The organism is Microbulbifer celer, from assembly GCF_020991125.1.
GTDB classification, from domain to species: Bacteria; Pseudomonadota; Gammaproteobacteria; order Pseudomonadales; family Cellvibrionaceae; genus Microbulbifer; species Microbulbifer celer.
On sequence record NZ_CP087715.1, the window covers coordinates 2347576 to 2372232 of the forward strand.

Consider the following 24657-nt stretch of genomic DNA (forward strand, 5'->3'; position numbering starts at 1 on the left):
AGGGGTTGGGTTCTATTTCAAAATGAGCTTGTGACTACTAAACAGGCGGGGCGACCACTATCCCGATTTCGTGCAATTTCCTTAAGCCTTTGATTTTAATAGATTTTATAACGAATTAATCATCTACCTTGAAATAACAGTCGCAACGATCGAAATAGCGCTTGGAATCTGACCAGAAACCACTCTCTCCCAGTAAGCGATCCCATATAAACCCCCGCCACGGGTTACGTTTTGATCACCTGTCATTCCCTCGTACGATCTATCACCGTTTCCCAGACAGACAACTTACCTGCCTGGGAAACGGATGAAATACGTTACACGCATGAAAAAGCCCGAGAACCACGGCCATTTATGTTGCCGGTCGTGGCTCTCGGGCTACAGGTTCATTCCGGTACTTTCAGGAATGACAGGCGATGGTACGGGTTATTTGAGCCCCAGTACTTCCTTACCCTGGATAAACGTTACGTCGACCGGGATATTGGCTTCAGCCAGGCGGTCGAGGTCGGCTTGCAATTCGCTGCTGACTACGCCCATGTTGTCGAGCAGTTCTTTGGCTTTGGGGTAGTTGCCATCGCCCTGAATAGTGAGGATCAGGTTGGAGAGCTTGGTCATCGCTGCCTGCATTTTATCGAAGTCTACGCTGTACTGGCCGGTGGCTTCGTCGCGGCTGAATGCACCTTCTTCTTTAAAGAAGTTGAAGCGCATCATGTTGGCTTTGCCGTGGGCACTGGCTGCACCAAAGCGGACGCTGCGGAAGATGCCGGCGAGGAAGGTGACATAGTTATCCATCAGTTCGCCTTCTTCGAGCTCACCTTTCTCGTGCAGTTTGGTGATCATGTAGAGGCCGAGGATATCCGCCTTGCCCTCTTCCAGTGCGGAGGAGGTTTCTTTCAGGGCCTGGCGTACGTTGGCGCCATCGGTAACGGTTTTCTTGATACCGAGGCCGTGGGCCACTTCGTGGAACATGGTGTTGGCGAAGAAGGCATCGAAGGTGATGTGCTTGCGCTGGTCTTCGGCGATCAGTACACCGCTGATGGGCAGCATGATCTGGTCGAACTTGGCGCGCATGGCATTTTTCAGCTGTAAACGACGAGTACCCTTTTTCAGCTGCACTTCTTCATCGTTCGGCAGGTTGATGGCGATGGTCTTGGAGCCGGCATTGCTGTGGCCCGCGTAGTAGAGCACGTCGTAGGCATTCAGATCCGAGTCGGTCCCCGGGGTTTCTGATTTGTACTTGTCTTCCACCGGCAATCCGCGCTGTAGCTCCGGCAGGAAAGCGGCGAACTTGGCCAGTTTTTCGCTCCAGGCCATGTCCTTCAGCAGTACGTAAGACTCATAGGCGGTGCGGTAGGCAAACAGTTGATCTTCGTAGTTTTCAATCGGACCGATCACCACATCAATGCGGTTGTCTTTCATGTCCATCCACGCCATATCACTATCGCGGAACTGGTCATTTTGCAGCGCGTCGGCGCGCAGCTTCAGGTAACTGGCAAACTCCGGACTTTCCGCGAGGTCTGCGGCCTGGCGCAGCAGGTCGGCAGCCTGGGTGAGTTCGGCTTTATAGGCTTCGCTATAGGGGAGCAGTGTTAGCTGGCCGTTTTCATCCCGACGAACCAGGGAGTAAAGACCCGCCTTGCCGGGCTCTTTCCAGGCCTCGAACTCTTGCTTGGTCATGTCTTCCGGGTAGAACTCGGCGCCCAGTGGCTTGTCGCTGTAGCCTTCGATGAATGGCTTGTTGTCGTTGAGGCGATCCCAGGGGCCGTAATTGATGTCGGCGAACTTGCGCGCGCTGTTGTCGGCAATACCGCTCAGCAGTTCCTGGGCGGGGCCGTATGACTGCAGCCAGAACAGCTTGTCCATGATCTTGCTGGCATCAATCAGCAGGCCGATCATTTCGCGCTGGTTGTCAGAGAGGCTGGAAAGGTCAGCGTTCAGTTCTACCGGGGCATAGATATCGAATCGCGCCGGGTCCACGCCAGGCGCTACAGAGTAGGAACCGGCGGTCTCTTGTACCGCTTCGGTCTCGGTCCTCTTGGGATCAGTGGCGACGTCGCTGTCATTGGTGTTTTTTTCATCAGCAGCGCAACCACTGAGAATAGCGAGCGCCAGGGCGGAAGCCGTAAAGATGGAGGGTTTCATTCAGAGTCCTGCCTGTAGGTTATTACTTTAGGTATTACTGTAGCTTTTATAACCAGCCCGCCTGCAAGGTTCTTTGAAAGCCGCACAGTCAGGCACATAAGAAGGGGCACATTAAAACCGGCCGGGGAAAAAGTCCAAGGTGCGGCGAATTGCCTATCGGTACACGGAACATTTACCTGTCATCCACTACCGAAAAAGTGGTTTAGATGTCATATGGCAGAATTTGGGGAAGATTTTACGCCAACCGTACCTGGCACTTCGCGTTTTGGCGGCACTCAGCTATCTCATCTAGCCCCGGACAGAGCTAGTGGTCCATACGGAAAGTTGTGTAACTGTTCGCTTCGCCAAAGCGTCCAGCTCTGCGTTGAGAAAGCTTGAAATAGAACCACTATTCCTGTGCTTTCTCGCCTTGATCTGAACACTTTGGCTGTGCTCCTTAGTTACCGAACTTTCCGCATGGACCACTAGGGCGACAGTGTGACGTCATCGATCCGGCGCTCCCGCTGTTGCATACGCCACAGCGAAGCATAGACCGCATCCGCGCCAAGCAGTGCCTCGTGGGTGCCCTGCTCTACCACTCTGCCGTCTTGCATCACCAGAATAGCGTCTGCATCCACCACCGTGGAGAGTCGGTGGGCAATCACCAGCGTGGTTTGCTCGCGTGACAGCTCCTGCAACGCCTGTAGAATCCCCTGCTCGGAGTGGCTGTCCAGGGACGAGGTCGCCTCGTCAAACACCATAATCGGCGGGTGTTTGAGCAGCGCCCTGGCAATCGCCACCCGTTGTTTCTCTCCTCCGGAGAGCTTGAGCCCGCGCTCACCAACCATTGTGTGCGCCCCTTCTGGCAGCTGGGCGATAAAATTGTCCAGCTGTGCGTGTCGGATGGCCGCCATTACCGCGTCGTCATCCGCGTCTACATTCCCATAGCGCACGTTTTCCAGGATCGACTGATTGAACAGTACCGTGTCCTGGGGCACCACGCCGATTGCGCGGCGCAGGGAGTCCTGACTGACGTCACTGACATCCTGCCCGTCGATCAGGATTTGACCGGCCGTTGCATCGTAAAACCGGAACAGTAGCTTGAACAGCGTGGACTTGCCGGCACCACTGGCGCCTACAATAGCCACTTTCTGCCTGGGTGCCACGGTAAAGCTGACCCCCTTGAGGATTTCCCGGTCCGGGCCATACCCAAAGCGCACATCCCGAAATTCGATGCCGCCCTGGCTAACTTCCAGCGGGGCTGCGTTACTTCGGTCTTCAATGGCTGGTTTCACATCGAGAATCGCGAACATTTTCTCGATATTGGCCAGGGAGCCCTTCATCTCCCGGTAAACAAAACCGAGGAAGTTCAGCGGGATGAAAATCTGCATCATGAAGGCATTGATCAGTACGAAGTCGCCGATGGTCATATCACCGCGGGTGACGTGTACCGCGGCCAGAATCATCGCGCCACACATGGCCGCGGCAATGATCACGGCCTGACCGGCATTCAAGCCGAACAGAGACAGGCGGTTGCGACGGCGAGCCGTTTCCCACGCGGCCAACTCGGTATCGTAATGGCTGGCTTCGTGGTGCTCGTTGCCGAAATATTTGACGGTTTCATAGTTCAGCAGGCTATCGACCGCACGGCTGCTGCTCTGGGATTCCGCCTGGTTCAACTCCCGCACAAAGCGGGTCCGCCACTCCGTGGCCACCACGGAGAAGCCGATGTAGATCGCCACGGCCCCGAGCACCACGGCGGCAAAGCCGATGCTGTACTTGCCCCACAAGATCCCCACCACCATCAGGATTTCCAACAGCGTGGGCACGATGTTGAACACCATAAATCGCATCAGGAACCCGATACCGGCATTGCCCCGCTCGATGTCCCGCGACAGACCACCAGTGCGACGGTTGAGGTGGTAGTCCATATCCAGCTTGTGCAGATGCCGGAACACCGCGAGCCCCACCCGGCGCTGGGCGCGCTCGGTCACCCGCCCGAAAATCGTGTCGCGCAATTCGCCAAACAGCACCGAAGAAAAACGCACAAATCCATAGGCCAGCAGCAGGCCCAGCGGCAGTGCAATGGCCGCTGCCGCACCGCCGGCACTATCCAGGTCATCGACAATGTGCTTGAGCAGGAAGGGCAAGCCCACACTGGCGACCTTGGCCCCGACCAGACACAACAGCGCCAGTATTACATGGCGCTTGAATTCCAATAGGTACGGAATCAGGCTCTTGAGGGCGCCCCAGTGCACTTCGTCCAGGGCTACGGCAGATTTTGGTCGGGGCATTAAAAGTACAGGAGGTCAGAAAATGTGGCGGCGATTATAGCCGCAGAGCCGGGATCAGTTCAGTGCCCGCAGGGGCACATCGTCCCGCCGGCCGATGGGGGCATCCAGTACCCGCACCAGGAATTCCGTCAGTACGCCAGCGGTAAACCCCCAGATTTCATACCCTTCGTACTCATAGGCGGGCAGATAGACGCGGGTTTTATCGATAGTAACCCGGTCGGTACGCACCCGCGGATCTTCGAGAAAGAAAGAAAGGGGGACGTGGAAAATGGCATCCAGCTCGCCGGGGTTGGGCGTCAGTACGGCATCGGCCGACACAATTCCCAACCAGGGCGTTACCTGAATATGCCAACGGGTGGAACGCGTCCACAAGGGACCGAGAATCCTCACTTCTTCTGCCGGCAGGCCGATCTCCTCATGGGTTTCCCGTAGGGCGGTGTACTGCAGCGAGGGGTCGGTTTCGTCCCAGCGACCACCGGGGAAAGAGACTTCGCCAGAGTGACTGGAGAGTTGCTGAGAGCGCAAAGTGAGAATGACCTGCGGGTCTGGCTCATCGGTCAGGGCCAATAGGACCGCCGCATGGCCGTGCAGATCCGGGCCCCGCGGCACACGGGCCGCCAGCTCGTCTTTCATCCGGGTAAATTTGCGCTCGATGATGTCCAGCATTGATTGTTTTCAGCTACAGCATTAGGAACAACACCACTATACCGCGACAGACGCGATTGACCAGCGGCCGTTTAATCCGACAGTAGTAATATTCCGTATGGATCACTAATGCCGGGCAGAACTCTGTACTTCGCCCTCTCCTTTATCCATCGGCGTGTGACCGCCTTTCACTTTCTCCCGCAGTGACTGCAACAGGGCGTAGTAGATTGGAACCAGGAATGTAGAGAAAAGGCTTGCAGCAAGCATGCCACCAAAGACCGCAAGGCCCAGGGACACCCGGCTGGCCGCACCGGCGCCGGTCGCAATCACCAGCGGAAAGATCCCCAGCACGAAAGCCAGAGACGTCATCAACACCGCGCGAAAACGCAGGCGCGTGGCCTGCAGCGCCGCCTCCTCCACGGATTTTCCCTGATCCCGCTGCATGATGGCGAACTCCACCATCAGGATTGCCGTCTTGGCCGCCATTGCGATCAATAGCACCAGCCCAATCTGGGTGTAGAGGTTGCTGTCGTGGCCAACCAGCCAGCAGGCAAACAGTCCGCCGCCGATGGCAATGGGAATGGCCAACAGTACCGCGACCGGGATCGACCAGCTCTCGTACTGTGCTACCAGAAACAGATAGGCAAACAGTACCGCGAGAGAAAACAGAATGGGGGCAAGATTCCCCGCACTGATTTCCTCCAGGCTGGAGCCGGTCCAGGAGTAGCTATACCCTTCCGGCAGTTGCTCCCCGAGCGTTTCCATCGCCCGCATTGCCTCACCACTGGAAAAGCCGGCCGCGGGATTGCCGTTCACATTGATGCTATTGTAGAGATTATAGCGCTGCACCGTCTGTGGGCCGACGATGGGCACCACTTCCGCCACCGAACTGACCGGCACCAGGCCACCGCTGTTGGCACGCACGAAAAATCCGTTCAGATCTTCCTCGCTATCCCGGTACTGCGCATCCGCCTGCGCCATCACCCGGAACATCTTGCCGTAGCGGTTAAAATCATTGATATAGAAACCGCCAAGGTAAGTCTGCAGCGTCAGATAAACGTCTGAAAGCTGTAAACCGAGAATGTGCGCCTTGTCTTTATCCACCTCCAGTTGCAGCTGCGGTGTCGCCGCCTGGTAAGTAGTAAAAGCCTGAGCAATTTCCGGTCGTTGATTGGCCTGCCCCAGCAGCTCGTAAAGCACCGCCGCCAGGTTCTGAATATCCCGCCCCTGAAGGTCTTCCAGCACAAACTCGAAGCCGCCAATAGTGCCCAGCCCCGGCAGGGCCGGTACCGGAAAGGCCTGTACCTGAGCCTCCGGCACTTGCGCGCCCATCTGCTGGACCTTTTTCAGGATCGCAAACTGATTCAATGCTGGCGTATCGCGCTCTTCCCACGGCTTCAATATCACGATCATCAACGCAGTATTGGACGCAAGGCTGCCAGATAGCAGACTGAACCCCGGTACCGCCATCACATGCGCGACACCGTCCAATTTGCGAATTTCATCGCTCAGGTTTTCCACCAATGGTGCAGTACGTTTCAGGGATGCGCCGTCGGGCAGCTGCACGTTCATCATGAAAAAGCCTTGGTCTTCATCGGGAATAAAACCCGTGGGCACGGTGACAAACAGCCAGGCACACAGTGCGCCGGCGCCAATGATGGTGCACAGCCCCACCAATGGTCGCCGAACCGCAAAGCGTACAATCCCCATATACAGGTTGGTGGCCCGGCGTAAAAACCGGTTGAAAAAACCAAATACCCCGGTCAACTTTTCTCCATGCTCGCCCTCCCCTTCCGTGGGACGCAGGAGTAGAGCACTCAGCGAAGGGCTCAGCGTTAACGCGTTGATGCCGGAAATAAAAACTGCAATCGCAATGGTCAGCGCAAACTGCTGGTACATTTTTCCTGTCAGCCCGGGCATCAGCATCACCGGTACAAAGACAGAAAAAAGGACCGCGGTGGTGGCAATGACCGGTCCGGTGACCTCGCGCATGGATTCCATCGCCGCTTCTTTAGGCGGCAATCCTTCCCCGAGCAAACGCTGAGTGTTCTCCACCACAATGATCGCATCATCCACCACGATCCCAATGGCGAGGATCAGCGCGAATAGCGTCACTGTATTGATCGTCATCCCCAGCGCATACATCACTGCAAAGGTGCCGATCAGGGAGACCGGAATGGCAATGGCCGGAATCAGGGTGGCGCGCCAGTCCTGCAGGAACACGAATACCACGATGATCACCAGCAATAGCGCGATCACCAGCGTCTCTACCACTTCCTCGATTGAGGCACGAACAAAACTGGTGGTGTCGTAAAGGATTTCAGATTCCAGCCCATCGGGAAAACGCTGCGAAAGCGTCGCCACTTTGGCGCGCACTGCGTCCGCCACGTTGAGGGCGTTCGCATCCGGCGACTGATACACCGCAATCACCGCCGAAGGTTTGTTGTCCAGCTCACCAAAGGCGCTATAACTCAAGCTACCCAGCTCTACCCGCGCGACATCGCTCAGTCGCACGATAGCGCCATCCGGCTTGGAGCGGATACTGATGTTGGAGAACTCCTCGACGCTTTCGAGGCGGCCCCGGGCGATAATGCTGTACTGAAACTGCTGCTCTTTCTGAATGGGCGGTGCACCAATACTGCCGGCCGCCACCTGCATATTCTGCGACCGCACCGCAGCGATCACATCGCCGGCGGTAACATCGAGCGCAGCCATCCGGTCCGGATTGAGCCACAGGCGCATGGAATAATCTTGCGCACCGAGAATCTGCACATCGCTGATGCCATTAATACGCGCCAGTTCATCGCGGATAAAGATTTCCGCGTAGTTGGCCAGAAACAGGGTATCGAACTTGTTTTCCGGCGACAGCAGGTTCACTACCAGCAGGATGGTATTGGATTTCTTCTCCACCGTGACGCCACTGCGTGTCACCTCTTCAGGCAGGCTCGGTGTGGCCTGTTGCACCCGGTTCTGCACATTGACCTGTGCGATATCCCCGTCGTAACCACTCTCGAAGGTGACGGTAAGGCTGTAGGTGCCATCACTGCTGCTGGTGGAAGACATGTACTGCATGCCTTCCACGCCGTTCACCTGGGATTCAATCGGCACCGCGACACTGTCGCGCATCACTTCGGCACTGGCGCCGGAATAGGAGGCACTCACCACCACCGTGGGCGGGCTGATGTCGGGAAACTGCGCAATGGGCAGCAAAGGCAAAGCCAGAACGCCAGCCAGGGTGATCAGTATGGAAATGACCATAGCGAAGCGTGGCCGACGGATAAACGGGGCACTGATCATCCGCCGCCCCCTGCTCTCCGCTCAAGCCAATGACGCGGGCTATTTACCGTCAAAATACGCATCCGGCTCCCTGTCCCGATTCGGATCTGTCGAGTCCCGAGATGGTCCACGCCCACCTTCCATACCAGAATCAATCTCGCGCAGTTCGGTTGCACCATCGGTACCGGCGGCGCCGGATTCCGCGCGCTCCTCTGGCGTCACCTCGCCTTCGCGGAGTTGTTCAACCGGGCTGGTCTGTTGTGGTGGCTTGAGAGTTTTCAGACCTTTATAAGGATCCAAAGCAGAGTTCTGAGGCGTCACCGGTTTACCTGCCGTCACCCGCTGTAACCCGTTAACCACCAGCCGTTCTCCGGCTTTCAGACCGTCCTTTACGGCCCAGAGCTCCCCCTCTCTCTGCCCCAATTCCAGGTAACGCTTGTGGGCAATATTCTTGTCATCAATCACGTAGACAAACCGTCCCTGCATATCTTCCTGCACCGACGCTTGCGGAATCAGCGGCTTGATAGCGTCTTTTCCGGAAAAAACGCTGATCTCTACTCTCACAAACTGCCCCTGCACCAGCAGGCGTTCCGGATTCGGGAAGCGTGCGCGCACCAACGCGGAACCCGTGGCGGGATCGATCTGGTTATCCACAAATACAATCAGCCCGGGGTACGGATAAAGCTCATCATTCGGTTGTTTGATCCGAACCTCGCGATGCACCGGCGCCTGCCCACTCTGACGGCGGCGCTCGGCTTCTTCCTGCACCGCAAAGAGCCGGTTTTCCGGCACCTCGAAATTCACGAAAATGGGATCCATACGGACAATGGAAGTGAGTGGCTCGGAGCTAGGCCCCACCAGAGAGCCATTGGTGAACCGGTTGCGACCGATAATACCGGTCAGGGATGCGCGGATCTCTGTGAAATTCAGGTTTAACTGTGCGGACTCCACATTGGCTTCCATCGCCTCAACCTGGGATTGGGCCGACTCGAAGGTGCCTGTCAGCTCGTCCATCTGCACCTGACTGATCGCCCCCGTACTTACAAGTTCAAGGCCGCGGCGATAGTTGCGCTCGGCGATGGTCAGCGCAGAACGCGCCTGGGCAAGATTGGCACGCTGATTTTCCAGCGTTGCCACAAAGGGTTTGGGGTCGATGACATAAAGCAGCTCGCCCTGCCTTACCAGCTGCCCCTCAACAAAATTCCGGCTATCTATATACCCCTCTACGCGCGAGCGCACTTGCACCTCATCGGTAGACTCTACGCGACCGACATATTCATAACGCGGCACCACTTGATGTGCGCGCACCGCGAGTACTTCCACCGGAGGTGGCTTGGATGCAGGCGCTTCCTGCTTTTTATCGGCACAGCCACCCACAAAAAGCAACACAGATGCTCCAACAAAATACGCCAGACCAATTAACTTCAACATCCGCGAATACACACAGCCAGTTGCGCCACTACTCATGTCTCAACTATAGATGGTGCACATTGGACGAACTGTCGCTGTGTTCTTTAGGGCGTCAAAACGGTAGAGATAATGAAGAATTTCAGTAGTTTCACCGCGCGGGATGGAAAACGCTCAACTTTTGCGCATTGTTTCTATTATGTACGGGCAAAGAGTCTCGTATTCACGCCGGAATTGACAGTGAGTCTATCCCGAAAAGCACATTTTAAAGAAATACGAAAAATTGTCGCGATCGCCATTATCGGACAGTCAATCGTATTTTCTATCAACCTGATACTGGCGCGAAATCTCGCGGTGACCGCCTACGAGGACTACGTCGTTGCCGCCGCTCTTTTTCTGTTTTTACAGGCCATCGCTGCTCAGGGGGTGGATAAATACACTCTTCGCTTCCTTCCGGCAAAATTTGAGAAACGGCAGTGGGATCGATCAAGCGACTTTATGCGATTCGCTCTCAGCCGCCTGGCAGGCGGCTCAATTCTGGTGGCCCTACTGGCGTTGTTCTGGGCGCATGAGATTCGTGATTTTTCACCTCAGACTCTGAGAGCGGTACATTTGAGCTTGTTAGCGTTACCAGTTGGCGTACTGACGTATTACCAATGCGCCGTACTCAGCGCCACCGGCGATTGTGTCAGAGCTGCCGCGGTGACGTTACTGATCGTGCCCGCATTGGCACTACTACTGATAGCGCTCTTAATTATCTCTCCTGCCGATCTGAGTGGGGCCAAGGGAATCGCCTGCTGGGCAATCGCTTGGTGTATCGGCTTTTTTCTCTCAGCCAGCAGGGTTAGAAAAGCTTGGCCTCATCCCAAAGGGAAAGCTACCGCCGCATCAAGCGCTTTTGAATCAAGTGTTTATGAATCAGATGGTTATGAATCAAACTCGAGCGAACTAAGTACGATCTCCTGGAGAATGGAAACCCTGCCATTCTGGCTGTACCGCCTCTCCATGGGCGTAATCGCTCAAGTTGCGGTGCTGGTACTGGACTGGCTACAGCCCTCTGCCGCAGCCGTTGGTGCCTATGCTGCGGCGATGTCTACGGCAACCTTGGCTTCAGTATTGGCGGTATCCACCAACCGTATATATGCGAGAGAGTTGTCCGTACTGATGGAGATGGGAGACTACCAGGCTCTTAACCGCCTACGCATACAGCGTTTGCAGTGGCTACTCCCGGTATTGGTGGGCTTTGTTTTACTGACCATGCTGTTTACAGAAAAGATACTTGCTCTGTTCCACCCGGAGTTTGTCGCAGAAGGTTCCACGTCTTTTCGGCTACTGGTCATCACGAGCTCTACCACGGTGCTTCTCGCCACAGCTCCCATATATTTGAAATACAGAAGGCAATATAGAGTTGTGTTTTCCACCGTGACGGCAAGCGCAGTCCTCCAAATTACCCTTCTGGTAATGCTGGTACCGAGATTGGAGGCAACAGGTGCTGCAATTGCATATACGGTATCCATGCTTGGTCTCTATGGGGTATATGCGATCGTTGCTCTCCGGCAACTCCGCATGCAGCAGGAAAAGCTCCTGTGAGCACAGTTGATAAGAACAGAGTTCATGGGTAGAGGTGCCCTTAAGCATATTTCGAATTATTTTATCGAAAGATATAGCGTTATTAGCTAACAAATCGGCATCTGCATGGTTGAAACGCACGTCTACACTGGAAGTAATGCTTTTCACCGGTGAATGTCGATGACGACTGAGCGCAATTTAACCCGCACAACTATGATGGGGATGGTGGTCGGCTCAATGGTCGGCGCCGGAATTTTCTCCTTGCCCACCACCTTCGCCAATGCCACTGGCCCATTTGGGGCGCTGATCGCGTGGGCGATTGCCGGCACCGGTATGCTGATGCTGGCGTTTGTCTTTCAATCTCTTGCTATCCGCAAGCCGGATCTGGATGCCGGTATTTTTACGTATGCCCAAGACGGGTTTGGTAACTATATCGGTTTCATGGCTGCATTCGGCTTTTGGGCCGGGAGCTGCCTAGGCAATACCACCTACTTCGTACTGATCAAATCCACCCTCGGCGCTGCAGTTCCCCTATTTGGTGAGGGCAACACCATTCCCGCTGTGGCGGTCTCCTCTGTCATATTGTGGTCCATTCACTTTATGATATTACGTGGTGTCAAACAGGCGGCCGTGATAAACAAAGTGGTGACCGTGGCAAAGCTGGTTCCCATTATTCTGTTCATCATTATTGTGGCCGTTGCCTTCAAGAAGGACCTTTTTGTAGATAACTTCTGGGGTGGCGGTAACTACAACTTCAGTGATGTCATGAGCCAGGTTCGCCGCACTATGTTGGTAACCGTGTTTGTTTTTATCGGTGTTGAAGGGGCAAGTGTATTTTCCCGCTACGCGAAAAATAGGGCCGATGTAGGCTGGGCCACAGTCATGGGGTTTCTCGGCGTTCTGTGCCTGATGATTCTTGTCACGCTGCTGCCTTACGGTGTTCTGTTGCGTCCAGAGGTTGCCGAAATGCGCCAACCCTCTATGGCCGGAGTGCTACAGGCGATTGTCGGCACCTGGGGGGCAGTTTTTGTCAGCGCGGGGTTGATTGTGTCTGTACTGGGGGCATATCTCGCTTGGACACTGTTGTGTGCCGAGGCGTTGTTTACCGCCTCCAAATACGATCTGGTTCCCAAGGTATTCGGTCGTGAGAACCAGAATGGCGTGCCCTCTACGGCACTCTGGCTCACCAACATCCTGGTGCAGATATTCCTGATACTGACCATTTTTGCTCAATATGCATTTGATCTTACACTGGAACTCACAAGTTCTATGACCCTGATTCCATATCTCCTGGTTGCTGGATACGGGCTCAAACTGGCATTCACCAAGGAGACGTATGAATCCGACCCGGCCCGGTTACGCACTCGCGAACTGACCGTCGGCATTGTTGCTACCCTGTATACCATTTTTATGATTATTGCCGGTGGCCTCGATCACGTACTGCTTTCCTGCATTCTTTTCGCACCGGGCACACTGCTGTTTATCTTCGCCCGTCGCGAGCTGAACCTGCGGACGTTCACTGCCCGGGAACTGATTCTTTTCTCCCTGATTGTTATCGGCGCCATCATCGGTATCTATTCACTGATCACAGGTGCCATCGTTCTTTAGTTGCAAAGCGCTTTAGAGAGAGCTGTTATGGCTAAAACCAGGTCAAAATCCGGGGCCACCCTGGGTGTACATTCCGAGGTTGGACAACTACACAAGGTGATGGTTTGTGCCCCCAGCCTCGCACATACTCGCCTGACCCCAACCAATTGCGATGACTTGTTGTTTGACGATGTGCTCTGGGTACAGAATGCCAAGCGCGACCACTTTGACTTCATGACCAAAATGCGTGACTTCGATATCGAAGTGGTGGAAATGCACAACCTCCTCGCCGAAACGGTGGCGATTCCAGAAGCACGCAAGTGGCTTCTGGACCGAAAGGTTACACCAAATAATGTTGGGCCGGGACTGATGGCAGACACGCGGGCATATCTGGAGAGTCTGGAGCCGCGGCATCTGGCGGAATATTTGATTGGCGGTTTGTCTGTGATCGATTTGCCGGACAATTTCTCCAAGTCAGACTTTATGGAGCTCGCCCGCGAAGCCCACGGCGCAACAGAGTATTTGTTGCCGCCACTACCAAATACCCTCTACACGCGCGATACAACCTGCTGGCTTTACGGCGGGGTCACCCTGAATCCCCTTTACTGGCCGGCCCGCAAGGAAGAGACCTTCCTCACCACCGCAATCTACAAATTCCATCCAAGCTTCACCGGCGAGAAGTTCGAGGTCTGGTGGGGCGACCCGGATACCAACTATGGGCTCGCCACGGTAGAAGGTGGCGATGTGATGCCGGTGGGCAACGGCACAATACTGATTGGTATGAGCGAGCGCACTTCCCGACAGGGGATTTCCCAGCTTGCCGCGGCTCTGTTCGAAAAAGGCGCTGCGGAAAAAGTCATTGTCGCCGCGATGCCGAAGCTTCGATCCGCCATGCACCTGGACACAGTATTTACTTTTGCCGATCGCGATGTGGTCACCCTGTATCCGGAGATTATGGATCAAGTACATACGCTGGTTCTTCGTCCGGGCGACAAGGGAGAGGATCTCCACATCACCATGGAAGAAAAGCCATTTGTCGATGTTGTCGCCAAAGCACTGAACCTGAAAAAGATTCGCGTGGTGGAGACCGGCGGGGATCACTACGCCTCCGAGCGCCAGCAGTGGGATAGTGGCAACAATCTGGTTGCCGCCAAGCCCGGGGTGGTGTTTGCCTACGATCGCAATACCTACACCAATACCCAGCTGCGTAAAGAGGGTATCGAAGTCATCACCATCGTGGGCGCCGAACTCGGTCGCGGCCGTGGCGGTGGTCATTGCATGACCTGCCCCATTGTTCGCGACCCGGTGGACTTCTGAAAGAGTCAGTGCACCAAAGCCCTTGCTTGTGCGCTAGCGCGGTCAATACTGGCCCCGTGAAGAGATAGCATCGCGATGTCTGAACGCGACCAATCCAGAATGACCAGGGAACCTTCGCTTTCCGATGCACTGATCCCACTGCTGACACTGGCGCTGCTGATCGGCAGCTCTCTGATGATTTTCGGCATGGACGCGCTGAGCGGGCCGATTCAGACAGCAATGATCGTCTGCTGCATGGTCGCGGCACTGATTGCGATGAAAAATGGTCACTCCTGGTCCGCCATTCAACAGGCGGGACAGGGGGCACTGGCTTCCATTACCGGTGCCATCTTCATACTGCTGGCAGTAGGCGCCCTGATCGGCACCTGGAACCTGTCCGGCACTATTCCAACGTTGGTTTACTACGGTATCCAGGCCCTTTCCCCCACCTGGTATTACGTCGCCAGTGCGGCGATCTGCGGCGCTATCGCCATGTCCATCGGCAGTTCATGGACCACCGCCGGCACCATCGGCGTCGGCCTCGTGGGCATCGCCACCATGCTGGAAGTCTCTACAGCGATCACGGCGGGTGCTGTGATCTCTGGGGCCTACCTTGGTGACAAACTCTCACCACTTTCGGAAACGACAATCCTCTCCGCGCAGATGGTCAAGGTGGATGTATACACACATATCCGCAACCAGGCCTGGACATCCGTACCCGCATTCTTATTGGCCGCCGCGATCTTCACACTACTCGGCCTCGGTCGGGTTGATATCGAGGGGCAAACCGAGCTGCAAAAAGTCGTGGAACTGGATTCACTCAACGGCATCTATCGGATCACCGCCTGGAATCTGCTGCCTCTAGGGTTGTTGGTTTTCATGTCCATCCGCAAATACCCGGCATCCCTATCGCTCCTGCTGTCGGCAATCTTTGCCGGTGTACTGGGTGCATTCCTGCAGCCCGCGGTATACGCCGGTTTTATCGGTCAGGAAAGCCTCAATGTTGCCGGTGGCGTAAAAGCGGTGTGGCAGGCGATGGCCGGTGGCTTTTCGATGGAATCCGGCATAGCCGATGTCGACCGGCTGCTGTCTCGCGGTGGGATGGCCAGCATGCTGAATACACTGTGGTTGATTATGGGCGCGGTAACCTTCGGTGCGCTGTTGGACGAATTCGGACTGATCACAAGGCTGATCAATCCCTTGATATACCGTGCAAAATCCATAGGCGGACTTTTCCTGACGGTATTTGCCAGCGCATTCGGATTGAACATCGTCGCCGGAGACCAGTACATAGCATTGGTGCTGCCGACGCGCATCTATCGCGCCGAATTCCAAAAGCGCGGCCTTGCGCCGCAAAACCTGTCCCGGTTGGCAGCGGATTGCGGAACCGTGACCTCTCCGTTGGTGCCGTGGAATTCCTGCGGCGCTTTCATGGCGGCCGTGCTCGGCGTACCGACGCTACTGTATCTTCCATTTTGCCTGTTCAATATCGCCAGTCCGCTGCTCAGTGTGCTCTACGGATTCACCGGCTTCAAACTGGTACGCTTACCCGCGTCTCAAGTATCTGCCTCACCCGGCGATCCCGAGCAAAGCTGACGCATTTGACGACTGCGCGTATACTGGCGCGATGAAATTCTGTAGCCATTGTGGCCATACGGTCGCGTTTGAAATCCCGATGGGCGACGACCGCCCCAGACACCTGTGCCACGACTGTGGCGCCATCCACTATGTGAACCCGCGGGTAATTGTGGGCGTGGTGCCCTATCTTGGAGATCAGATCCTGTTGTGCAAGCGCGCCATCGAGCCGCGTTTGGGGCTGTGGACCCTGCCCGCGGGGTTTATGGAAAATGGGGAGAGCAGCGAGGAGGGCGCGCTACGCGAGTGCTGGGAAGAGGCCCTGGCGCGGGTCCGCACCGATGACCTGTATTGCGTTTACGATATTCCGCATATCAATCAGGTGTATCTGATTTACCGCGGCGAACTCACGGATACCGACTTCGGCCCCGGCCCGGAATCGCTGGAAGTGGAATTGTTCCACGAAGACGAAATCCCCTGGGACGATATGGCCTTTCCGATCATGACGGAGACCATCCAACATTACTTTGCTGATCGCAAGGAAGGAATATTTAAACTACACCGAGGGGTTATTGAGCGGAAGCTCTGATCTGACCCCTTGTTAAGTTTGAACCCGCTCAGTGGTGGCAAAGCACCGCGGAGGAAATTTTATTCGAAGCTCAGAAGCTGAAGCGAAGGTAAAGTGCTGGGGATCCGTTTTCAAAAGCGTCAGCGACAGGGACGTCGCTGACGCAGCGTACATGGATGTATTCACAGCGGTTTTGAAAACGGATACCCAGTGCTTTGCCGCCACAGGCCGCTAAAATAACCTGGACCGCACAGGGTTAACGCTACCCACAGCGGTCGTCCAGCCGCCACAGGTCGAAAGCCGGCTCCTCAAAGGGGTGCGCTGCACGCATGGCCGAGATTACATCGTCCACGACTTCGTCGGCACATACCATCTCCACCCGGTACTCGGAAACCTGCTCCACCTGGCCGGTCTGCCCGATAAACGGCTGACTGCCGTCCAGGGGCCGGAATTGCCCTTGCCCCTTCACCTGCCAACAGCAGCGATCGTAATCGCCAATGCGCCCCGCGCCGGCATCAAACAGCGCCTGTTTAACCGGCTCCAAGTGAGACTCGGGAATAAACACACAGAGCTTGAACATATTCAGAACATCAACGTCATCAGTTTGCGCTGGTACTTGGCCGCCAGCGGATCACCCGCCCCCAGGGCCTTGACGATATCCAGGTACGCCTGCTTGGCCGCACCGTCCGCAAAGCCCATATCCGAGCGCAGGAGTTTCAGCAGAATCTCCAACGCCTCTTCATGGCGCTCACTCTGGGTCAACTGCACCGCCAGTTTATAGGCAGCCTCGGTATCCTCCGGGTTGGCATTGACCGCTTCCTGCAGCGCCTTGATCTCCGGAGAGTCCGCCGCCTGCTGTTTCAGCTCCAGCTGCGCCATCAGCTGCTGATAGTCGCTGTCCTGATCGGCCATCAGGATCTTGCCCAGAACGGTCTCCGCGTCCTTGACCCGGTTTTTCTCCAGCAAAATGGCCGCATATTGCTTGGCAATATCCACGCGCTCGTCGGATTCACCGTAGGCCTGACGGAGCATCGGTAGCGCTTCGTCGAGGTTGCCGTCTGCGACCAACTGCTGTGCCTGCTGCAGCTTGAGATCCCAGGGCTTGGGCAGATACTTGTCCAACATCTCGCGAATTTCTTTCTCTGGCTGGGCACCGGCAAAACCGTCCACCGGCTGGCCGTCTTTCAGTACCATCACCGTGGGCAGGCTGCGCACCCCCAGCTGGCCAGCGAGCGCCTGTTCGGTATCCGCGTTCAACTTGGCCAGCAGAAACTGACCGGCGTATTCATTCGCCAGCTTTTCCAGTACCGGCATCAGCTGTTTACAGGGTTCACACCATTCAGCCCATACATCCACCACCACCGGACGTTTCATGGACTCTTCTATCAGCACCTGCTGGGCGTTCTGGGCGGTTACATCAACGATAAACTCTTCCACGGATACTCCTGATTCAATCTGTGAGCGCACTAGTCTACCAGTTCAGAGACGATGGTAGCCGCGGAGAAGAGAGCAGTTTGGCAAAACGCTGCCAACGGGCATCCTGAGACTGCGCGCCCTCTTCCACGTAGTTCTTGACCAACTGCTTGCCCCAGTTGTAATTGATCACGTAGGCACCGTAGGTGTCCACGAAACGGACTTGCTGTCTGGCCTTCTCGGGGCTCATCACCGCATATTGCTGGAACAGTTCTACGGCGCGGTCGCGATCAATTTTGCCATTGATGTACTGTCGGGCAACGATGTTTTCGGCAAAACTGAGCTTTTCCTTCAGCGCCAGCACACGGTCATACTTCTCCGCCCGTGCGGGATTGAGCCCCGCCAGCGGATACAGGGTTTCTTTTTCAAACTCGGCTTTCTCACCACCGGGAAAGGCCAGCTCGATACCGTAGTTCGCACTGCCCTCGGCAATCAGGGACTGGGGACTGAACAGCGGGTAGACGCTGTATTCCCGCCACCCTTTGTCCTCCACCAGCGTCTGCTCCAGCAGCGCATTGTAGGTGTGGTGCCCGGGATAGCCTTCGTGGCACCCGAGATCGATGGCGCGATCGATATGCACCGGCAGTTCGGTATTGATCTGGATCAGGCTGTGGGCATTGCCCTGATACCAGTTGTAGCCACTCCAGGGCTTGTCCTGCACATACTCCAGTTTGAAACTTTCCGCTTGCGGGAGATCCACATGCTGTTTGGTGCGTTCGCGACAGGCCTCAATTGCAGCATCAAACACCGCGGGCATCTTGTCTTCGGGAATCACAAACTGATCCTGGAATGCTTTGACCCGCAGATACAGGGGGTCTTCTCCGGGCAATTCCTGTTCGAGCTGCGCCAAGACCGGTTCAAATTCATCAAAAGTCTGCACCGGGGGCTCGGTGTCGTAGAGCGCTTTTGCCTCGCGGTCGAAATCGCGAAAGCCCGCATCCCCCAGGTGATGCGCGTGATAGGCCACCGCGCGCAATTGGGTTTTCAGGTAGTGGATGCGCAACGTCTCCAGATCATCTCCCGGCTCAACGGTTTCCGGCAGTTGCGCCAGTAGCTGCTCGGCCCGGTTGGCCAACTCGGCGGCGGAAGCCGGGTCTTGCTCTGCGGACGCTTTCCAGTCCGCAGGTCCGTAGTAGGCGTCCACATAACTTTTGTCATGGTTACCCAAGGCCAGCACCAGTTGCACGTATTGTTCCGCAATACTGTCGAGGATACTGCCCGGATCCGAGGCCTGATCGGTATCAGGCTCCCCGTTTTTTGCTTCCGCACCCTCGCCCGCCTGCCGGGCAGTGGCCACAGCATCGCCCTCGCTGGTCGTGTCCGCAGAAGAATCCTGCTGCTCCCCACTTTTGCCGCAGGCAGTGATCAGTAATGCGGCAAGCAACAGGCCCAATAGGGTGAACCTGCCATTAGATTTTTCCGCTGAAACGTTCCGTTTATTCATTGCGAGGTTCCTGATTTCGTACGTATTGCTATCAACTAACAATGCCAATTTCCGGTGGCAGCTCCGCCAGCGCCTGCTTCAACCAGTCGAGAAACAACTGTACCTTGCGAGTACGGTGCATGTCCCGGTGTGTCACCAGCCACAAGTCTGTGCGCCAGCCTTCCGGCGGCGGCAACATCCGCCGCAGATCTGGATTGCTCTCTCCGCTCCAGCAATGCATGGCGGCAATGCCCACTCCGCATCGGGCAGCCTCCTCGAAGGGACCGAATTCGTTACAGCGGAAGACCACCTGTGTCTCCGGCACCGTACGCGAGACCCAATCGATATAGGGGATAAAAGGCATATCTTCAACCGAGGAAATAAAGCGGTGGCCCTCGATATCGTCCAGGCTGTTCATCAGGCCGCACTCCCGGATATATCCTTCGGAAGCGTAGAGGGTGTTCTGCATGGTAATGCCCGCCTGAACCACATAATCCGGTGCCGTTGGGCGAGCCCCGGGCCGAATGCCGATATGCGCCTCGCCGTGCTCCAGGCGCAGCTGCCGCCGTTCGGAAACCACCTGCAGGCGTACCTGGGGGTTCTGCCGCTGGAAGCCGCGCATGATCGGCATCAACTGGGGCACCAGATTGGGCACGGTGGTGATGACCAGGGTTCCGCTCAGCTGCTCGTCTACCCCCTGGACCCGCCCTACCAGCTGATCCAGTTGGTCCTGCATATTCTCCGCCGCACTCATCAGCAGACGCCCTGCCTCTGTAGGCACATATCCCCGCGCGTGGCGATGGAACAGGCGGGTATCCAGCGCCTTCTCCAGCGCATCTATCCGCCGCAGAACCGTGGAGTGGGACACCTCCAGTTCCAGAGCCGCACCAGACAGGGTGCCGGCACGGGCCACTGCCAGCGCGTAATGCAGGTTGTTCCAGTCTTTTACCACCAATTCCCAATCCTCGAGGCTATCGCTTCGGGCTCACCGTCCCACCGTTTGCGTCACTGTAGGCGCGAAGGGACTTCTGTGCAAATTTGCACAATAAGTTTGCGTACATTGCATTTTTGTCCGGCGCCGGATCCGGCAGAATTCCCTCCATTGAAGCAAACAGCATTGATCAAGCCAGCACTGATCAAACAACCACTGAAACACAATCCGGGCACATGGAGTGACCGGAACGCAATATCGAGGTAATCCCTTATGAGCGAACAACGTAAACCCCGCCTGCTGGCATTCGCCGGCAGTCTGCGCCAGAACTCCTACAACCGCCACCTGGCAGCCAACGCCGCCGAGATGGCCCGTGCGGCCGGCGCGGAAGTAGTAGAAGTGAACCTGCGCGACTACCCACTGCCAATGTTTGACGAAGACGTAGAAGCCCAGGGCGTGCCGGAAAACGTACGCGCGCTGAAAGACCTGTTCGCCACCGCCGACGGCCTGCTGATCGCCAACCCCGAATATAACGGCTCTGTGACCGCGGCACTGAAAAACCTGATCGACTGGGTATCCCGCCCGGACGGGCAGTTTGCGCCTGCAGAGCTTTTCAAGGGCCGCAAGGCGGCACTGTTCGCCACCTCTCCCGGCGGACTGGGCGGAATGCGCGGTCTGAACCACCTGCGGGACATTCTGCAACCACTGGGCACCTGGATTACGCCCACCATGCTGGCGGTACCCGGCTCAATGAATGTATTTGATGCCGAGGGCAAACTGGTGGATGAGGGCATGGCAACCCAGCTCAAAGCCGTGGTAGAGCAGACTGTCGCTGCGATCCAGCAGTAGTCGATTGTCCGCGCGCTTATTCCCAGCGCTTACCCCTGCACTTAAAACCCAGTGCCAATACCGGGCGGCCTGCGCCCGGTATCAGTTTTTGACTTCGTCGCGATGCCAGTAGCGCTGCATTTTCAGGAACAGGAATGAAGCGGTCCAGGTGATCAGCACCAGGCCCGTCAAAGCTTCCAGCCCCGCAGTAAAGCGCAAATCGCCATGAGGCTCTATATCGCCGAAGCCCAGAGAGGTGTAGGTGGTAAAGGAAAAGTAGGCGCAGTCAGTCAGGCTGCCATTGAAATTGCCGGTCAGCGTGCCGAAATATGGCGAGTTGTACATAAAGAAATAGCCAAACGCGAACATCCAGATTTCGATGACATGGCCAATCAGAGCACCGAAAACCCCCATCAAAACCCCCATATTTCGATGCAGCTTGAGCTTTTGTCCCAGTTTGAAAAGGCCGTTTAGCACTTCGTGATGGATCAACACCGCAAAGGCGACGAGAAATCCGTTGATCAATAAGGGAATGAGCATGTCAGCGCCTTCTCTGAAAAAACTCTTTTACCAGCCCCCCCGCCTGATCTTGTAACACACCCCCTTCCACCTGAATCTTGTGATTGAAAAACGTCTGATCCGGCAATTTTAACTGACTGGCTACCACGCCGGCACGGGGCTCGGCAGCACCATATACCAGCCGTTCAATGCGGGCGTGAATCAGGGTACCAAAGCACATGGTGCAGGGCTCGATAGTGACGTACAGCGTGGCCCCGGGTAAGCGATAGTTCTGCGCGCGCCGGGCCGCATCGCGCAGCGCTACCACTTCGGCATGTGCACTGGGGTCGGCGGCACTGATGGGTTGATTAAACCCTTCACCGATGACTTCTCCATCGCGCACCACCACGGCACCCACGGGCACCTCGCCGAGTTTGGCCCCCTCTTCAGCAAGCGCCAGCGCCCGCTGCATAAACATAAAATCCCGTGGTGTCGCCACTTCCTTACTCTCTGCTTTTAATGATCCAACACTTGCCGCGGCAGCTACATCCACCGATAGACCGGCTTTCAACGGCTAACCTTTTTCCAGCGCCGCAGTAAGAAATCCGCTTCCAACTGCAGGCTATCAAGCTCTGACAGCGCCTCACGCGCGGCATCCTGCCCTTTTCTGGCTGCGGTCCAGGCAAAGGGAGTCATGGCGAGAAAATCTGCGATGTGCTCACGGCTTTTCAAGTGGAGTGCAAAACAGCACCGCATTTCCGCAATCAGTGAAAACCCTTCCAGATCGTCCGGAGTGCGGTGAGGGCGGGGTTCGCGGTAAAGCCGCTGCTTCAGACTCCACAGGTGCTCCGGCCCCGGCGTGATATCCAGCAGTTCCCCGTCGGGCTTCAACACCCGCGCAATTTCCGCTGCCGGCCCGGGCGCAAACACCCGCAGTACGGCGTCGTGACTTTCAGGCAGTAGCGGTAGATGAAAGCTGCTCGCCACTCCGAACTCTGCGGAAGGCATGCGCTTGGCCGCCAGGCGCACGCCGGACTTGGCGATATCCACACCGGTAATGGCCTGCTCAGACCATCCCTTTACTGATAACTGGCGGGCGTAGTAACCCTCACCGCAGCCCAGGTCCAGCAATCGGGCACCTTCCCGCGCGGGCAACTGCGCGCAAATGGCATCCGCCAGCGGACGATAATATCCCGCCTCCAGAAACTGGCGCCGGGCCTGCAACATTTCTGCAGAATCACCGGGCTCGCGGCTGCGTTTACGATTGGCGGGCAGGAGGTTGACGTAACCTTCCCGCGCGCGGTCAAAACTGTGGCCGGTATCGCACCGCCACTGGTTCTCCTGTTGCCGTAGGGGCTGCTCGCAATGGGGGCACTGCCAGATCATGGGCTGTGGCTGACTTCTCGAATTGGTTTGACGGAGGACGATTGCAGAATCATATCGGCTGCTTTTTCAGCAATGGCAATCACTGGTGCATTGGTATTGCCGCTGACAAGGGTCGGCATTATGGAGGCATCCACTACCCGCAGTCCATCCACACCGTGGACCCGCAACTCATGATCCACTACGGACAGCTCATCATTGCCCATCTTGCAGGTGCCCACCGGATGATAAATGGTCTCCGCGTACTGCCGGATAAACTCGACAATGGCTTTGCGTTTCGTCAGCGGTTTTTCCGGCAGCCACCAGTTTTTATGAATCTCCTTCATGCCGGGTTGCTCGATGATTTCCTGCGCCATTTTGTACCCCTCTACCAGCACCTCCAGATCTTCCGGTGCGCTGAGATAGTTGGGCTGTAGTTGGGGCATCGCTCTGGGGTCGCTGGACGCGAGGGTAATAGTTCCGCGACTTTTCGGACGCAGTGCGCAGGCGTGCAGGGAGAAGCCGTAGCCCGGCAGTTTTTTCAGGCCGTGATTGAATAGCGGTGCCGCACTCAAATGAAACTGGATGTCGGGGTGACTCCCCGCCAGGCTGGAACTGGCAAAACCACCGGCTTCGGCGACATTGTTGGTGAGCATGCCGCGGTTTAACAGCAGGTAGTTCGGCATCTGCAGCGCGGCCTTCAGCTTCGCACCAAAGGCATCATTGAAGCCCACCGCACCTTTTGCGGCCACAACCTGGGTAATATCCAGATGGTCCTGCAGGTTCTGCCCAACGCCGGGCAGGTGTGCCTGGGGCACAATACCGAGCTTTCTCAACTCCCCCTCTGGCCCGATGCCGGAAAGCATCAAAAGTTGGGGGGACTGAATGGCACCGGCACTGAGAATGATCTCTTTGTTGGCGATGATTCTGCGGCCATCCAGCAAGCGGACCGCCGCGGCGCGATCTCCCTTCATATCAATCGCCGCGGCCTGCGCGCGGGTAAAGATACTGAGGTTGGGGCGATTTTTTACCGGATAGAGGTAGGCTGTGGCGGCCGAGCAGCGGCGACCATGCTTCTGGGTGACCTGGTAAAAGCCGACACCATTTTGCTGGTGACCGTTAAAATCGTGATTGAGGCGATGCCCCGCTTCCTGCGCCGCACGCACAAAAGCCCGGCCCGCTGGCGACTTCCATTTCAGGTCAGAAACGGCCAGTGGCCCGTAGCCACTGTGAAAGGCATCACTGCCCCGCTGATTCCCCTCCGCCACCAGAAAATAGGGCAGGATGTCATCCCACCCCCAACCCGGGTTACCCGCCTGCTTCCAGGCATCGTAATCCGCTCCATTGCCCCGGGTATAAATCATCGCGTTGATGGCACTGCTACCGCCGAGCACCCGGCCCCGCGGCCAGAACAGTCGCCGATTATTCAACGCTGTCTGCGCTTCGGTGTAATGGTGCAGGTTAAAACGCTTGCCCGGTACCAGGTAGCCGATCCCTGCCGGCATTTGCAACAGCAGGTTGTGGTCGGAAGGTCCCGCCTCCAGCAGACACACCCGGTTGTGCTCATCGGCACTGAGCCGGTTCGCCAGTACGCAACCGGCAGAGCCGCCACCAACGATGACATAGTCGTATACCAGGGTTTTCGCCATCGGCGCCTTCCTTTGCTGTGTTCCGGGCAGGTTTTACCAGTTTACTACGAAGCAGCAATTGTAGAAGGCGAAACCCGGCAATCGCCCCGGAGAAATTTCGCGTCACAACGAAAAAGCCCCCGAACAGGTCGGGGGCTTTAAAAGTCGAGAAAAAGACA

General features: G+C 56.4%; 19 protein-coding genes. 6 read left to right on the forward strand and 13 right to left on the reverse strand.

Annotated elements, in window-relative coordinates:
* Window positions 1-423: 423 nt before the first annotated feature.
* The 5 genes from LPW13_RS09875 to LPW13_RS09895 all read right to left on the reverse strand — a co-directional run bounded on the left by LPW13_RS09875 (window position 424) and on the right by LPW13_RS09895 (window position 9722).
* Window positions 424-2139, reverse strand: coding sequence for a dipeptidyl-peptidase 3 family protein (locus LPW13_RS09875; RefSeq protein WP_230435021.1), 1716 nt, complete (start codon window positions 2137-2139; stop codon window positions 424-426).
* A 464-nt stretch (window positions 2140-2603) separates the two neighbouring features.
* Window positions 2604-4412, reverse strand: coding sequence for an ABCB family ABC transporter ATP-binding protein/permease (locus LPW13_RS09880; protein WP_230435022.1), 1809 nt, complete (start codon window positions 4410-4412; stop codon window positions 2604-2606).
* 54 nt (window positions 4413-4466) lie between these two features.
* Entirely contained in the window at window positions 4467-5078 is a 612-nt protein-coding gene (locus LPW13_RS09885) for an NUDIX hydrolase (protein ID WP_230435023.1), read from the reverse strand.
* A gap of 105 nt (window positions 5079-5183) precedes the next feature.
* Complete coding sequence (locus tag LPW13_RS09890; protein WP_230435024.1) at window positions 5184-8354, reverse strand: efflux RND transporter permease subunit; 3171 nt, start codon at window positions 8352-8354, stop codon at window positions 5184-5186.
* A 39-nt stretch (window positions 8355-8393) separates the two neighbouring features.
* A complete protein-coding gene (locus LPW13_RS09895; RefSeq protein ID WP_230435025.1) occupies window positions 8394-9722 on the reverse strand; it encodes an efflux RND transporter periplasmic adaptor subunit in 1329 nt (442 codons plus the stop codon).
* A gap of 150 nt (window positions 9723-9872) precedes the next feature.
* On the opposite strand from LPW13_RS09895, the gene LPW13_RS09900 reads away from it, so the two are divergent.
* The 5 genes from LPW13_RS09900 (at window position 9873) to LPW13_RS09920 (ending at window position 16356) form a co-directional block, all read left to right on the forward strand.
* Window positions 9873-11330: a lipopolysaccharide biosynthesis protein gene (locus LPW13_RS09900; protein ID WP_230435026.1), complete on the forward strand. Its 1458-nt coding sequence runs from the start codon at window positions 9873-9875 to the stop codon at window positions 11328-11330.
* Window positions 11331-11489: 159 nt separating this feature from the next.
* Window positions 11490-12917: a basic amino acid/polyamine antiporter gene (locus LPW13_RS09905; protein ID WP_230435028.1), complete on the forward strand. Its 1428-nt coding sequence runs from the start codon at window positions 11490-11492 to the stop codon at window positions 12915-12917.
* 27 nt (window positions 12918-12944) lie between these two features.
* Window positions 12945-14213 carry an arginine deiminase gene (arcA, locus tag LPW13_RS09910; RefSeq protein ID WP_230435030.1) on the forward strand — a complete coding sequence of 423 codons (1269 nt, stop codon included), beginning with the start codon at window positions 12945-12947 and terminating at the stop codon, window positions 14211-14213.
* 75 nt (window positions 14214-14288) lie between these two features.
* On the forward strand, window positions 14289-15788 hold the full coding sequence (gene nhaC, locus LPW13_RS09915) for a Na+/H+ antiporter NhaC (RefSeq protein WP_230435032.1): 1500 nt from the start codon (window positions 14289-14291) through the stop codon (window positions 15786-15788).
* 31 nt (window positions 15789-15819) lie between these two features.
* Entirely contained in the window at window positions 15820-16356 is a 537-nt protein-coding gene (locus LPW13_RS09920) for an NUDIX hydrolase (RefSeq protein ID WP_230435034.1), read from the forward strand.
* A gap of 241 nt (window positions 16357-16597) precedes the next feature.
* On the opposite strand, the gene LPW13_RS09925 is transcribed toward LPW13_RS09920, so the two are convergent.
* Genes LPW13_RS09925 through LPW13_RS09940 form a run of 4 tightly spaced genes read right to left on the reverse strand, consistent with a single transcriptional unit; the run spans window position 16598 to window position 20183 of the window.
* The gene (locus LPW13_RS09925) at window positions 16598-16915 is read right to left on the reverse strand and encodes a Nif3-like dinuclear metal center hexameric protein (RefSeq protein ID WP_230435035.1); all 318 of its coding nucleotides are present in this window, start codon (window positions 16913-16915) and stop codon (window positions 16598-16600) included.
* 2 nt (window positions 16916-16917) lie between these two features.
* Window positions 16918-17772, reverse strand: coding sequence for a thioredoxin (gene trxA / locus LPW13_RS09930; protein WP_230435037.1), 855 nt, complete (start codon window positions 17770-17772; stop codon window positions 16918-16920).
* A gap of 34 nt (window positions 17773-17806) precedes the next feature.
* Entirely contained in the window at window positions 17807-19252 is a 1446-nt protein-coding gene (locus LPW13_RS09935) for a hypothetical protein (protein ID WP_230435039.1), read from the reverse strand.
* 31 nt (window positions 19253-19283) lie between these two features.
* Entirely contained in the window at window positions 19284-20183 is a 900-nt protein-coding gene (locus LPW13_RS09940; RefSeq protein ID WP_230439181.1) for a LysR family transcriptional regulator, read from the reverse strand.
* A 252-nt stretch (window positions 20184-20435) separates the two neighbouring features.
* Here LPW13_RS09940 and LPW13_RS09945 point away from each other — a divergent pair, with 252 nt between their 5' ends.
* Complete coding sequence (locus LPW13_RS09945; protein WP_230435040.1) at window positions 20436-21011, forward strand: NADPH-dependent FMN reductase; 576 nt, start codon at window positions 20436-20438, stop codon at window positions 21009-21011.
* Between the two features lie 81 nt (window positions 21012-21092).
* On the opposite strand, the gene LPW13_RS09950 is transcribed toward LPW13_RS09945, so the two are convergent.
* From LPW13_RS09950 to LPW13_RS09965, 4 genes are read right to left on the reverse strand one after another with little or no spacing between them, the layout of a single operon-like run.
* Entirely contained in the window at window positions 21093-21530 is a 438-nt protein-coding gene (locus LPW13_RS09950) for a potassium channel family protein (protein ID WP_230435042.1), read from the reverse strand.
* Window position 21531: 1 nt separating this feature from the next.
* Window positions 21532-22059 (reverse strand): tRNA adenosine(34) deaminase TadA, encoded by a 528-nt coding sequence (tadA, locus tag LPW13_RS09955; protein WP_452309195.1) that lies wholly within the window; start codon window positions 22057-22059, stop codon window positions 21532-21534.
* Window positions 22056-22874 carry a putative RNA methyltransferase gene (locus tag LPW13_RS09960; RefSeq protein ID WP_230435044.1) on the reverse strand — a complete coding sequence of 273 codons (819 nt, stop codon included), beginning with the start codon at window positions 22872-22874 and terminating at the stop codon, window positions 22056-22058. Before LPW13_RS09960 ends, tadA begins: the two co-directional genes overlap by 4 nt.
* Window positions 22871-24499 (reverse strand): GMC family oxidoreductase, encoded by a 1629-nt coding sequence (locus LPW13_RS09965; protein WP_230435046.1) that lies wholly within the window; start codon window positions 24497-24499, stop codon window positions 22871-22873. Before LPW13_RS09965 ends, LPW13_RS09960 begins: the two co-directional genes overlap by 4 nt.
* Between the last annotated feature and the right edge of the window lie 158 nt (window positions 24500-24657).